A 13,476-nucleotide genomic window follows, 5' to 3' on the forward strand; every position below is an offset into this window, starting at 1 on the left:
GATGGGATCAGCCGTTGGTCCGGTCGAACCACTGCAGCCAGCTGGCGCGCGGGCCGATGAGGCCGACGGCCGCGCTGCCGGCCTGGAGGCCCGCCGACGAGGAGGTGGGCGCCTGCTGCTCCTCCTGGTGGTGCCCACCGTGCGCCGCCGCGGCGGTCGGCGCGATGACGGCCGTCGCGGCGGCGACGGTGGCGATCACGGCGAACTTGCGGAGCTTTCCACGAACCGACATCTCAAGTACTCCTTGATGGATGGTCAGTAGCCTGCGCCGGGCACCCCGCAGAGCGACCGGGCGGCACACACGTTTGCAGACGAACGTGGAGAAACGGGCGGTTTCGCAATCCGGTCGACGCGAACGGGTGGGAACTTACCCCCGGCGGGTGAATCCGGATGATCCGTCCGGCCGCACGCCCCGCACGGTCGCGCCACGCCCCCCGTCGCCGCTCCCCGCCCCCGGCCGGGCGGGCGGGCGGGCGCTACTGGCGGCCGTCCGGGGCGTCCCCCCGGACGGCGACCAGCGGGGCGAGGACCGCGACGGCGGCGCCCAGCCACATCACGGCTGACGTGCCGAGCGCGTCCACGGCCCGGCCGCCGATCAGGGCGCCCAGCGCGATGGCGCCGTTGAAGACGGCGACGAACAGGGCCGACGCACCCTCCGGGGCGCCGGGCGCGGCGCGGAGCAGCCAGGTCTGCGCGGTCACCGACACGCCACCGTAGGCCAGGCCCCAGCAGAGCGTCAGCAGCGCGGCGGACGCCGGCCCGCCCGCGAACGCGGGCACGGCCGCCACGGTGAGCGCGAGGGCCGCGCCCACGGTCGCCGCCGTCGCCCGCACGCCCCGCCCGACGGCGGCGCCGGCCACGAAGTTGCCGACGATCCCGCCGGCCCCGTACACCAGCAGCAGCGCGCCGACCTGGCCGGCCGCCACCCCCGCCGCCGCCGCTTCGAGGACCGGGCGCACATAGGTGTACGCCGCGAAGTGCCCGGTCACCAGCAGCGCGGTCACCAGCAGGCCGGTCCGCACCCCGGGGCGGGCCGCGAGCCGCAGCACCCCGCCCAGGCCGAGGGAGCGGCCGGCCGGCAGCGGTGGCAGCAGCAGCGCGACGGCACCGGCCGTCAGCAGCGCCAGGACACCGAGTGCCGCGAACGCCGTCCGCCAGCCAGCCGCCCCGCCGAGGAGGGCGCCCGCGGGGACCCCGAGGACGGAGGCGATCGCGACCCCGCTGAACACGGTCGTGGTGGCCCGCCCGGCCGAGGCGGCCGGCACCAGCCGCACCGCCACCGCGGCCGCGAGCGACCAGACGCCGCCCATCGCCAGCCCGACCAGGACCCTCGCCGCCAGCAGCACCTCGAACGCCGGCGCCCGGGCGGCCAGCAGGTTCGCCGCGGCCAACAGGACCAGCAGCCCGCCGAGCACCCGGCGGCGGTCCCAGCGGCCGAGCGCGGCGGTCAGCGGTGCCGCGGAGACCGCGGCCACCAGGCCGGTCACCGCGAGCGTCAGCCCGGCCGTGCCCTCGGTCACCCGCAGCGACTCCCCGATCGGGGTGAGCAGCGCGACCGGCAGCATCTCGGCGGTGACCACGGCGAAGGTCGCGGCGGCCACCGCGAGGACGGCCGGCCACCCGCCGGGCGGGGAGGCCTCCGCCTGCGGAACGGGCGGGGGCGCGGACGAGGGGGTGCGGACGGAGTGCGCTGTCATGCCGTCCAGCCAACGCGGGGGCACGGGCGGGAACAAGGACGGATCACTCACGCTTCCATGAGGCGGGCTCATCGATCGAGCGGCCCGCGCCCGCACCCCCGGGCGTCCGGTGCCCGTCCGCCCGACGCCCGACGCCCGACGCCCGACGCCCGATGCCTGGGAGGAGCCCACCGTGAGCGGTCTGGACCTGCGGGAGCTGGAGTGCTTCCTGGCGGTCAGCGAGGAGCTGCACTTCGGCCGGGCCGGCGAGCGGCTGCTGGTCTCGCAGAGCCGGGTCAGCCAGCTGGTCAGGTCGTTGGAGCACCGGCTCGGCACCCGGTTGCTGGACCGCACCAGCCGGCGGGTCCGGCTGACCCCCGCCGGGGCGGAGCTCCTGGCCGGGCTCGGGCCCGCCTACGCGGCCCTGCGCGGCGTGGTGGACCGGGCCCGGGCGGCCGGGCACGGGTCGGCCGGGCGACTGCGGGTCGGCTTCCAGGGCAGCGCGGGCGCCGGTCTGCTGGCCGCCGTCGGGGAGTTCCGCCGACGGTGGCCGGAGTGCGCCGTAGAGGTGACCGAACTGCCGCTGGCCGACCCGTTCGGTGCCGTCGGCCGGGGCGAGGTGGACACTGCCGCCGTGCTCCTGCCGGTCGCCGAGGAGGGCCTGTGCCTGGGGCCGGTGTTCTCCCGGCAGCCGCAGTTCCTCGCGGTCTCCCGGCTGCACCCGTGGGCCGGGGCCGCCGCACTCGACGCCGAGCTCCTGGCCCGCATCCCGCTGGTGGCACTCGCCCCGCCCGCGCCCGCCTACTGGCGCCAGGCCCAGGCGCCGCACCGCACGCCGGGCGGCGCGCCGATCCCGGCCGGGCCGGAGGTCCGCACCCTTCAGGAGGGCCTCTCGCTGGTGGCGGGCGGACGAGCCGGGATGCTGCTCTGCCGGCCGACCGCCGAGGACCACCGGCGCTCCGACGTCGTCCACCTGCCCGTGACGGGTCTGCCGGACTCCGCGCTGGGGCTGGTCTGGCGCTCCGGCCGCGAGAACGCCGAGGTCCGGGCGTTCGCCGGGCTGCTCGGGAGCACCCCGGCCGGGCCGGACGGCGGCGCGCCCGCCATGCCCGGCCCGGTGGGCTGACGGCCCCGCCGGACATCCGTCCGTCCGGGTGGTCCGCCGCCGTGTCCCGCCGCGGGGCGGCGGTACGGCGCCGATGCTGGCCCTGGCACGGCCGGCCCCGGCCGGACCCCGGCCCGCGTGCGCGGCCGGCAGACCCGACGAGACGGGTGGACACAGTGTCCCGACAGTTGTTTTCCAGGGCCGTGCGGACGGCTTTCGCGGCGGTCCTGCTGGCCGCCGGGCCCGCGGCGGCCGAGGAGTGCGCCGCGGGCGCGGACCTCGCGGTGACGGCCGCGGATCCCGCCCCCGTGCCGGCCGGCGGCAGCACCCTGCTGCACCCGGTGGTGGTCAACACCGGTGACGCCGCCACCACCGGACCGTTCACGCTCTACGTGCACCTGCCGCCCGGGGTGTTCGGCACCGGGACGTCGCCGACCGGCTCCTGTCGCACGCTGCCGTTCGGCCACACCGTCGCCTGCGCGTTCCCGGCCGGGCTGGCGCCGGGTGCCGAGGTCACCGCGGAGGTGACGGTGTCCGTGGCGACCGGCATGGAAGCCGGGGTGCTGGAGGGCAGCGCCGAGACCGACCTGGCGGGCGACCCGACACCGGAGGACGACACCGCCCGCTTCGCGATCGTCGTCCTCCCGGCCGCTCCCCGAGCCACCCCCTGAGCCAACCCCGAGCCACTTCCCGAGCCACTTCCGAGTCACTTCCGAGTCACCTTCCGGGCCGCCCCCGTACGCCGGGCCGCCCCTGTGCCCGCCGCCCCGGGGTTCGAACAGACGGCCGTCAACTCTCGTCCAGTACACGACAGATGGCCGAAAGCAGGACAACCCCGGGGCCGATTCACTACGGTCGTCCTCACGACAGCGGCACCGGAGGCACCGGACTCGTGGTCGGCGCCCGCCGGGTGATGCGGCAGGGGGTGGCATGGCACAGGCACGGAGGCGTCTGTCACGCGCGGAGGCGGTGCGCAGGCGCACCGGTGCGCAGTTCATAGGCCGCAGAGCACAGGTGGCGCTCTTCGCGGACAACCTCGCCCGCGACCCCGACCCGGACTCCGGGTCCGACCCCGCGGACTTCCTGTTCCACGTCCGCGGGGTGGGCGGGGTCGGCAAGTCCACCCTGCTCGCCCAGTGGCGCGAGGCCGCCCGGCGGGCCGGGGCGCTCACCGCGCTGGTCGACGAGACCGACGTGCACGGCGTCGGCACGGCGCTCACCGCGCTCGCCCGCCAGCTGGCCGAACAGGCGGGACCGCTGCGCGAGTTCGACAGGGCGCTGGAGCAGTACCGGCGTTCGCTCCAGGCCGCGGCGGACCGCGAGCCGGAGCAGCCGCCCGGCGGCGAGGGCGCGTCGCTGCCCGCCCGGCTGGTGAGCCAGGCGGCGTTCGGCGCGGCCTCGGCGCTGCCGGGCGCGGCCGTGGTCACGGCGATGGCCAGCCCGGACGCCGTGGCGCAGGGCGCCGAGCGGCTCATCGCCGGGGTGCGTCAGCGCCGGCGCGGCGGCGACGTCGAGGAGTCGGCGCTGAGCCGCGCGTTCGTCGCCGAGCTCGCCCGGCTCAGCGACCGCGACCGGGGGCGGGCCCACGGGCGGCGGCCGTGGATCGTGCTGTTCCTCGACACCTGGGAGCTGACCGGCCGCTACCTCGACGGGTGGCTTCGGGAGATCCTGGACGACGCCTTCGGCCCGTTGCCGCTGGAGGTGGTCTTCGTGCTGGCCGGCCGGGACGAGCTCGCGGAGCGGGAGTGGGCGCCGTGGCGGCCGGTGCTGGTGGACGTGCCGCTGGAGGTGTTCACCGAGCAGGAGGCCCGCGACCTGCTGGCGGCCCGCGGGGTGACCGATCCGCTGGTGGTCGACGCGGTGCTGCGGATGTCGATGCGGCTGCCGCTGCTGGTCGCCCTGCTCGCCGCCGCCGACCCCGGCGCGGTCGAGGAGGTCGCCGACGTGGGCGCGGACATGGTCGACCAGGCGGTCGTGCGCTTCCTGCAGTGGATCCCCGAGCCGGAGCGCCGGGAGACGGTGCTGGCGGCGGCGCTCCCGCTCCAGCTGAACCAGGACCTCTTCGCGTGCGCCGTCCCGGACGCCGAACCGGCCGCCTGGGACTGGCTGTCGGCGCAGCCCTTCGTCACCGGCCGCGGCGACTTCCTGCAGTACCACGCCGTGGTCCGCGCCAGCATGGTGCGCCGGCGCCGGATCCACACGCCCCGGGAGTGGACGGCCGCGCACACCCGCCTCGCCGCGCACCACACCGCCGCGCGGACGGCGGTCGAGCAGTACCTGCCGGCCTCCCGGCGCGGCGCGGACCCGCGGTGGCGCCGGCACCTGCTGAACGAGCTCCACCACCTGCTCTGCGCGGACCCGCTGGCCCATCTGGCGGCGGCCCTGGAGCACACCGCGCGCACGGCCGGGGACGCGCCGGCCGCGCTGGCGCCCTGGGCGGAGATGCTCAACCAGGCCGCTCAGGACAGCGACGACGCCGAACTGGTCCGCTGGGCCCGCCGGATCCACGCGGCGGCGGGCGGCGAGCAGCCCGTCCTGGCGACCCTCGGCGCGCTCGCCGGCCCCGGACTGCCCGTCCGGGTGCGGGCCTGGGCGCTCACCCACCGCGGCTACCAGCACTTCGTCGAGGACCGCGACGACGACGCCCTCGCCGACCTCGACCAGGCCGTGGCGATCGCCCCCGACCTGCCGCAGGCGCTCGCCTACCGGGGCCGCGTGCTCCACTGGCACGGCCACCACGAACGGGCGCTCGCCGACTTCGGCGCCGCGCTCGCCATCGACCCGCAGTACGCGTGGGCGCTGTCCCGGCGCGGCGAGGCGCACCAGCTGGCGGGGCTGGCCGAGGAGGCGATGGCGGACTTCACCGCCGCGCTGGCCCTGGACCCCGACGACGCCTGGGCCCTGGGCTCGCGCGGCCAGGCGCACCGGCTGGCCGGACGGCTGGACGAGGCCGTCGCCGACCTGACCGCCGCCGTCCTGCTGGACCCGGAGTACGCCTGGGCGCTCAGCCAGCGCGGCGAGGCGTTCCGGGCGGCGGGCCGGCCGGCCGAGGCGGTCGCCGACTTCACCGCCGCACTGGCCCTCAACCCCGGCGACGCCTGGGCGCTGGGCTCCCGGGGCCAGGTCCACCGGCAGGCGGGCCGGCTGGACGACGCGGTCGCCGACCTCACCGCCGCGCTGGCGCTGAGCCCGGACAGCGTCTGGGCGCTCGCCGAACGCGGCGAGGCCCACCGGCAGGCGGGCCGGCCGGACCAGGCGGTGGCCGACTTCACGGCCGCGCTGGCGCTCAGCCCCGAGCACGCGTGGGCGCTCGGTTCCCGGGCGCAGGCGCACCGGCAGGCGGGCCGCCTGGACGAGGCCGTCGCCGACTTCACCGCCGCGCTGGCGCTCAGCCCGGAGTACGCCTGGGCGCTCGCCGAACGCGGCGAGGCCCACCGGCAGGCGGGCCGGCCGGACCAGGCCGTCGCCGACCTCACGGCGGCCCTCGCACTGGATCCGGAGTACGCCTGGGCGCTCGCCGAACGCGGCGAGGCCCACCGGCAGGCGGGCCGGCCGGACCAGGCCGTCGCCGACCTGACCGCCGCGCTGGCGCTGGACCCGTCGGACGTGTGGGCGCAGCGGGCCCGCGGCCAGGCGTACCGGCAGGCGGGCCGGCTGGACGAGGCGGTCGCCGACCTGACCGCCGTCCTGGCGGTCGACCCGGACTACGCCTGGGCGCTGGCGCTGCGGGGCGAGGCGCACCGGCTGGCCGGGCGTCCGGCGGAGGCGGTCGCCGACCTGACGGCCGCGCTGGTGCTCGAACCGGACGACGCCTGGGCGCTCGGTTCGCGGGGCCAGGCACGCCGGCAGGCCGGCCTGGTGGAGGAGGCGATCGCGGACCTCACGGCCGCGGTCGAGCGCAACCCGGAGTACGTCTGGGCGCTCGCCGAGCGCGGGCAGGCGCACCGTCAGGCGGGGCGGCCGGCGGAGGCGGTGGCGGACCTGTCGGCGGTGCTCGCCCGGGACCCGGCGGACGTCGCCGTGCGCTGCGCGCTCGCGGCGGCGTACCGGCACGCCGGGCGGTTCGGTGACGCCCGGGAGGTGCTGGCGGGTCTGGCGCCGGAGGTCGCGGCGTCCTCGACGGTGCTGGTGGAGGTGGCGGTGCTGCGGCTGCTGACGGAGGGTCCGACCGGTTCCGCGCCGGCCTGGGAGGCGTTCGCCGAGTGCCCCTACGAGGATCCGCAGGACGTGTTCGAGCCGGGGGTGCGCAAGCTGCTGCACGGTCTGGTGGCCGGGGACGCCGACCCCGGGGAGCTGGCCCGGGCCTTCCTGGCGCTGCCCGGCGCCCGGGCGGCGCGGGCGGACGTGGGGCTCTACGTCGGTGAACTCGCGCGGGCCGGCGAGCCGGTGGGGGCGCGGGCCCGGGAGGCGCTGCGGATCCTCGGGGTGCCCGTTCGGGCAGGGGAGCGTTCCGCATGACGATCGGAATCGAACATTCGGTACATTCATGATCGTCTTCCGCTCGGCCGGATCAGCCGGCTCCGTCCGAGCGCGCTTCCTCACGCCCCGAGACAGGATCCCGATGCCCAACCCCAGTCCTGCCGTCAGCCGCCGCACCCTGGTGACCGCGATCGGCGCCACCGCCGCCGCGATCGCCGCCGCTCCCGCCGCCCACGCCGCCGCCCCGGGCTCCTCCCCCGCCCCGTCGGCTCCCGGCGCCCCGGCCCCGGCCGGCGGTGCGGCCCGCACCGTCACCGTGCCGGCCACCCGGGCCCGTTCGGCCGCCGGCCGCGCGGCCGCCGGGGTCCGCGCGGACTTCCCGATCCACTACGTCGGCGTCAGCTGGGACGGCCCGCGCCGCGGCGCGGCCATCCGGCTCCACCACGAGGGCACCGGCGCCGGTGCCTGGCAGCCGCTCGCCGCGGGCTGCGCGGGCGGCCCCGACCAGCCGGGCGGGGCGGCCGCGGCCGGTACCGCCGCGGGCGCGACCGTCCTGGTCCCGGCCGGCGGCGCCGTGGGCTACGACCTGCGGCTGCCCGACGGGGCAGCCAACCTGCGCTCCAGCGCCCTCGACACCACCGCGGGCCCGGCCCGCACCGCCGTGATCTCCCCGACCGTCCCGGTCACCTTCTGCGGCGTCCAGTACCTCAGCCGCGCCGCCTGGGGCGCGGACGAGTCCAAGCGCTTCAAGAACGGCGTGGAGAACTCCCCCGCCAAGTACTACCCGGTGCAGACCCTGACGGTGCACCACACCGACACCCCGAACGCGGACGCCGACCCGGCCGCCACCGTCCGGGCGATCTACGAGTACCACGCCATCACCCAGGACTGGGGCGACATCGGCTACCACTTCCTCATCGACGAGGCCGGCCGGATCTACGAGGGCCGCTGGTCCGGTGACGACGGCATCCCCGCGCACGACATCAACGGCAACGGGGTCACCGCCTTCCACACCGCTGGCTTCAACTCCGGCAACCTCGGCATCGCCCTGCTCGGCACCCTGAGCGGCCGGCAGCCGACCGCGAAGGCCCGCCGCTCGCTGACCCTGCTGCTCGCCCTGCTCACCCGCGCCCACGGCCTCGACCCGCAGGCCCACGTCACCTTCACCAACCCGGTGAACGGCGTGACCAAGCCGGTCGACCTGATCAGCGGCCACCGCGACTGGCTGGCCACCGACTGCCCGGGCGGCGACTTCTACGCCACCCTGCCGGCCCTGCGCGCCGAGGTCGCCGCGGTCTGACGGTCCACCGCCGGCCCCGGGACCCGCTCCCGTGGCCGGCCGGCCACGGCGTCCCCCGGTGGGCCGTGCCGCTGGTGCCCCCGGGCCGCCCCGCCTCCCGCCCCAGCGCGGGGCCCGCGAGGCGGCCCCGGCCGGCTGTCGGAGCCGCGCCGTAGGCTGGAGGGGCGGACGAGGAAAGGGAGGCCCGGTGTCCGGAACGACGGTGGCCGAGGTGACGGCCGAACTGGCCGCGCTGGAGGACCGGGGCATCCGCCGGGTCAACGAGCGCCACGGCGACGACCACGGCGTGAACCTCACCGCGCTGCGCGCCCTCGCCAAGCGGCTCGGGAAGCAGCAGGACCTCGCGCGGCAGCTCTGGGGAACCGGCGACAGCGCGGCCCGGCTGCTGGCACTGCTGGTGTGCCGGCCCCGGGAGTTCACCCGCGACGAGCTGGACGCGATGCTGCGCGCGGCCCGGACACCCAAGGTGCAGGACTGGCTGGTCGGCTACGTGGTGAAGAAGAGCCCGCACGCCGAGGAGCTCCGCCTGGCCTGGCTCACCGACCCGGACCCGGTGGTGGAGAGCGCCGGCTGGGCACTGACCGTCGACCGGGTGGCCAGGAAGCCCGCGGGCCTGGACCTGCCCGGTCTGCTCGACGTCATCGAGGCGCGGATGCAGCAGGCCCCGGACCGTCTGCAGTGGGCGATGAACCACTGCCTCGCCCAGATCGGCATCTCGCACGCCGGGCACCGCGACCGGGCGCTGGACATCGGCGAGCGGCTGGAGGTCCTCAAGGAATATCCGACGCCCCGGGGCTGCACCTCCCCGTACGCCCCGGTCTGGATCACCGAGATGGTCCGCCGCGAGCAGCAGGGCGCCCCGGGGGCGTGAGGCCCCACGGCCTTCCGCGCGGGGCCGTCAGGGGTGGCCGGTGCCGGCCGTCCCTGAGGCACCGTCCAGGCCCAGCAGTTCCACCGCCCGCTCCCGCATCTCCACCTTGCGGATCTTCCCGGTGACGGTCATCGGGAACTCCTCCACCCGGTGCACGTATCGCGGCACCTTGTAGTGCGCGATCCGCCCGGCGCAGTACTCGCGCAGCGCCTCGGCGGTCAGGTCAGGCGCGCCCGGCCGCAGCCGGACCCAGGCCATCAGCTCCTCCCCGTACCGGGCGTCGGGCACCCCGACGACCTGGACGTCCAGGACGTCGGGGTGGGTGAACAGGAACTCCTCGATCTCGCGCGGGTAGATGTTCTCGCCGCCCCGGATCACCATGTCCTTGAGCCGGCCGGTGATCACGAGGTAGCCGTCCTCGTCCATCACCGCCAGGTCCCCGGTGTGCATCCAGCCGTCGGCGTCGACCGCCTCGGCGGTGCGGTCGGGCTGGTCCCAGTAGCCGAGCATCACCGAGTAGCCCCGGGTGCGGAGTTCGCCGGCGGTGCCGCGCGGGAGGGTCTCGCCGGTCTCCGGGTCGGCCACCTTGACCTCCAGGTGCGGGCCGACCCGGCCGACCGTGGAGACCCGCCGCTCCAGCGGGTCCCCGGCGCGGGTCTGGGTGGAGACCGGGGAGGTCTCGGTCATGCCGTAGCAGATGGACACGTCCCGCATGCCCATCCGGTCGACGACCTGCTTCATCACCTCGGTCGGACACGGCGAGCCGGCCATGATGCCCGTGCGCAGACTGGAGAGGTCGTGCTCCGCGAAGCCCGGGTCGTTCAGCTCGGCGATGAACATGGTGGGCACGCCGTAGAGGGAGGTGCAGCGCTCGGCGGCCACCGCCCGCAGGGTGGCCGCGGGCTCGAAGGACGGCGCCGGGATCACCACGCAGGCCCCGTGGGAGAGCGCCGCCAAGCAGCCCATCACCATCCCGAAGCAGTGGTAGAAGGGGACGGGCACGCAGATCCGGTCGGCCTCCGTGTAGCCGCACGCCTCGCCGACGAAGTAGCCGTTGTTGAGGATGTTGCGGTGCGAGAGGGTGGCGCCCTTGGGGAAGCCGGTGGTGCCCGAGGTGTACTGGATGTTGATCGGATCGTCCGGACCCAGGCCCGCTCCGACGGCGGCCGTCAGGGCGCGGTCACCGCGGTCCCCCGCCGCGAGCAGGTCCTCCCAGCCGGACGTGCCGATCAGCAGCACGTCCCGCAGCCCGGGGCAGCGCCGGCCCGCCTCGGCGAGCATGCCCGCGTAGTCGGAGGTCTTGAAGGCCGGCACCGCCACGACGGTGCGGATCCCCGACTGGCGCAGCACGTACTCGACCTCGTGGGCGCGGTAGCCGGGGTTCACCGTGACCAGGACCGCGCCGATCCGCGCGGTGGCGTACTGGGTGAAGACCCACTCCGGGCAGTTCGGCGCCCAGATCCCGACCCGGTCGCCGGTCGTCACCCCGAGCGCCAGCAGTCCCAGCGCGACCCGGTCCACCTCGGCCGCCAGCTCCCGGTACGTCCACCGGCGCCCGCTCGGCACGTCCACCAGTGCCTCCCGGTCCGGGAAGGCGGCGACCGCGCGGTCGAGCGCGACGCCGATGGTGTGCTCCAGCAGCGGCACCGAGGTGTCCCCGGCGCTGATGCTGGGGGCGGGGGAGGGCGAGGTCATGGCGGGGGCTCCTGGACTCGTCCGGGTACAGGGCGACCGAGTCTACGCAGACCGCCCCGCCCCGTCACCCGCTCCCGCAACACCGCTCCCGGTCCGGTGCGGGAGCGGTGTTGCGGGGCGGGCCCGGCGCCGGAAGCGCGGGCGGCGCACCCGCCGGCCGGCCGCCCGGCCGCCCACCTCGGCGGACGCCAGACCGGACGCCCGGCGGCTGCCATACTGGGCGCGACCGCCGCAGGTCAGGGCCCCGGTGCCGCTCCCTGCCGAACTCCCGCCCCCAGGAGCCCGACCGCATGGACCGTCCGCAGGACCCCGCCCGTCCGCAGACCGCGCAGACCCCCGCCCTCCTGCTCGACGCCCTCGCCCCCGCGCACCCGGACCGCGTGCTCGGCGCCGCCGAGCAGGCCGAACGGCGGGGCGCCGACCGGCTGGTGGTCTCCGAGACCGCCTACGACCCGTTCCTGCAGCTGGCCCGCGCCGCCGACCGCACCGGGTCCATCGAACTGGCCACCGGCGTCGCGGTGGCCCTCGCCCGCACCCCGATGACGCTCGCCTACCAGGCCTGGGGCCTGCACGCGGCCTCCGGCGGGCGGGCCGTCATCGGTCTCGGCTCGCAGGTCCGGCCGCACGTCGAGAAGCGCTTCGGGATGCCCTGGGACCGCCCGGCCGCACGGATGCGCGAGTACGTGCACGCGGTGCGGGCGATCTGGCACAGCTGGCAGACCGGCGAACGGCTGCGGTTCCGGGGCGACTTCTACAGCCACACCGTGATGACGCCGGTCTTCGCCCCCGACCCGGTGGCCGCCCCGGTGCCGCGGATCCTGCTGGCGGGCGTCGGCCCCCTGATGGTGCGCACCGCCGGCGCGGTGGCCGACGGCTTCCTCGGCCACCCGTTCACCTCGGTCGACTACCTCACCCGGCGGGTGCTGCCGGCCCTCGCCGAGGAGCGCGGACGGGCCGAGGCGGCGGGCGGGCCCTGGACCGGGCGGCCGTTCGAGGTGGCCGGCAGCGTGCTCACCGCGACCGGGCGCACCGAGGAGGAGCTGGCGGGCAACCTGGCGGCGGTCCGCGAGCGGCTCGCCTTCTACGCGTCCACGCCCGCCTACCGTCCGGTGCTGGCGGAGCACGGCTGGGAGGAACTGCACGAGGAACTGCACCGGCTGTCACTGCGCGGCCGGTGGCCGGAGATGGCCGCGCTGGTCGACGACACGGTGTTCGACGCCTTCGCCGTCCGGGGCACGGTCGAGGAGGTGGCGCGGGAGATCCACCACCGGTACGCGGGCCTGCTCACCCGGGTCTCGGTCAGCCTGCCGGAGGACGCCGCACCGGATCTCGGCGCGGACGTCCTGGACGCCCTGCGCGCTCTGGACGGCCGGCCCGCACCCCGCTGATCCGCCCGTCCCGGCCGGCCCCTACGGTGGGAACCGTTCCGTACACCGTCGAAGGACCCGCGGGTCCGGCAGAGGAGTGGGGCGATGGAGCGTCGGTACGAGGAGCCGCGGCGGCTGCTGACCGGACTGTGGGCGAGCTGGGCCGAGCGCGGCGCGGCCTTCGACGAGGAGCGGTGGGGGCGGGCGACCAGACTGGACGGCTGGACGGTGCGCGAGCTGTACGCGCACGTGGCGGCCTCCCCCGAGCTGTTCGCCCGGCTGCGCGACGCCGTGGTGGACGGGCCCGCCGCGGTGGACCGCGGGTCCGCCGTCCTGCGGAGCTACAACCGGCCCGGCGGGGTGGCGCACACCGCGGCCGGCCTGATCGCGGACGGCGCCCGGGAGTCGGCGGCGGCGCTCGGGCCGCGGGCCCTGGTCGCCCGGTTCGCCGAGGACGGCGCCCGGGTGCTGGAGTGGCTCGGGGAGGTGCCGCCGCAGACCGCGATCGGCCACCCGCTGCTGGGCACCGTGACGCTCGGCGCGCTCACCGAGGTCGCGGTGATGGAGGCGACGGTCCACCTGCTCGACCTGACCGCGGCCGTGGGCGGCCCGCCGCCCACGGCGGAGGCCCTGGAGGCAACCCGGCTCCTGCTGGCGGAGGTCGCCGATCCGGTGGAGTTCATCGAGGCCGCGGCCGGCCGGACCCGCGACCCCGTGCTGCCGGTGATCCGCTGACACCCCGTCGGGCGCGCGGCGAGCCCGTCCGCGCCCGCTACGCTCCGCAGTCGGGCTGCTGCGGAGGCTCGGCCGTCGCGGCCGTCGCAGCGGCCCGGCCCGCCGGAAAACCGGACGCTTCGCATGTTTTCTCGGCAGTCCCCCTGGCGGCCGGGGCTGCCGCACCCGGCGCGTCCGCCGATCCGTCCACCGGGCCGTCGGCCGGGACGGCGGCCGCCCCCCGAACGGCGGCCCCCCGCACGGGCCCCCCCCCCGCCCCCCCGGCCCGGGCCCCGGCGGGAAAGGCGAGCACCCCCGGCCCCGCCCTG

10 protein-coding genes are annotated in these 13,476 nt (G+C 77.1%); 7 read left to right on the forward strand and 3 right to left on the reverse strand.

The annotated features are described in order from the left end of the window. Positions 1 to 7: 7 nt before the first annotated feature. Positions 8 to 232, reverse strand: coding sequence for a hypothetical protein (locus tag ACFCX4_RS11180; RefSeq protein ID WP_376140736.1), 225 nt, complete (start codon positions 230 to 232; stop codon positions 8 to 10). 244 nt (positions 233 to 476) lie between these two features. Beyond that, positions 477 to 1,697 carry an MFS transporter gene (locus ACFCX4_RS11185; protein ID WP_376140738.1) on the reverse strand — a complete coding sequence of 407 codons (1,221 nt, stop codon included), beginning with the start codon at positions 1,695 to 1,697 and terminating at the stop codon, positions 477 to 479. A gap of 172 nt (positions 1,698 to 1,869) precedes the next feature. On the opposite strand from ACFCX4_RS11185, the gene ACFCX4_RS11190 reads away from it, so the two are divergent. The 5 genes from ACFCX4_RS11190 to ACFCX4_RS11210 all read left to right on the forward strand — a co-directional run bounded on the left by ACFCX4_RS11190 (position 1,870) and on the right by ACFCX4_RS11210 (position 9,371). After that, entirely contained in the window at positions 1,870 to 2,802 is a 933-nt protein-coding gene (locus ACFCX4_RS11190; protein WP_376140740.1) for a LysR family transcriptional regulator, read from the forward strand. Positions 2,803 to 2,984: 182 nt separating this feature from the next. Further along, on the forward strand, positions 2,985 to 3,452 hold the full coding sequence (locus ACFCX4_RS11195) for a hypothetical protein (protein WP_376140742.1): 468 nt from the start codon (positions 2,985 to 2,987) through the stop codon (positions 3,450 to 3,452). Between the two features lie 343 nt (positions 3,453 to 3,795). Then, complete coding sequence (locus ACFCX4_RS11200) at positions 3,796 to 7,239, forward strand: tetratricopeptide repeat protein (protein ID WP_376140744.1); 3,444 nt, start codon at positions 3,796 to 3,798, stop codon at positions 7,237 to 7,239. Positions 7,240 to 7,342: 103 nt separating this feature from the next. Further along, positions 7,343 to 8,500 carry an N-acetylmuramoyl-L-alanine amidase gene (locus ACFCX4_RS11205; RefSeq protein ID WP_376140746.1) on the forward strand — a complete coding sequence of 386 codons (1,158 nt, stop codon included), beginning with the start codon at positions 7,343 to 7,345 and terminating at the stop codon, positions 8,498 to 8,500. A 187-nt stretch (positions 8,501 to 8,687) separates the two neighbouring features. After that, positions 8,688 to 9,371, forward strand: coding sequence for a DNA alkylation repair protein (locus tag ACFCX4_RS11210; RefSeq protein WP_376140748.1), 684 nt, complete (start codon positions 8,688 to 8,690; stop codon positions 9,369 to 9,371). Positions 9,372 to 9,398: 27 nt separating this feature from the next. Here ACFCX4_RS11210 and ACFCX4_RS11215 read toward each other — a convergent pair whose 3' ends face one another. After that, a complete protein-coding gene (locus ACFCX4_RS11215) occupies positions 9,399 to 11,066 on the reverse strand; it encodes an AMP-binding protein (protein WP_376140750.1) in 1,668 nt (555 codons plus the stop codon). A gap of 290 nt (positions 11,067 to 11,356) precedes the next feature. Between ACFCX4_RS11215 and ACFCX4_RS11220 the strand changes: the two genes are divergently transcribed. Further along, positions 11,357 to 12,454 (forward strand): TIGR03617 family F420-dependent LLM class oxidoreductase, encoded by a 1,098-nt coding sequence (locus tag ACFCX4_RS11220; protein WP_376140752.1) that lies wholly within the window; start codon positions 11,357 to 11,359, stop codon positions 12,452 to 12,454. An 84-nt stretch (positions 12,455 to 12,538) separates the two neighbouring features. Next, positions 12,539 to 13,168 carry a maleylpyruvate isomerase N-terminal domain-containing protein gene (locus tag ACFCX4_RS11225; protein ID WP_376140754.1) on the forward strand — a complete coding sequence of 210 codons (630 nt, stop codon included), beginning with the start codon at positions 12,539 to 12,541 and terminating at the stop codon, positions 13,166 to 13,168. Positions 13,169 to 13,476: the final 308 nt, after the last annotated feature.

The sequence above is a fragment of the Kitasatospora sp. NPDC056327 genome (assembly GCF_042261735.1).
GTDB lineage: Bacteria > Actinomycetota > Actinomycetes > Streptomycetales > Streptomycetaceae > Kitasatospora.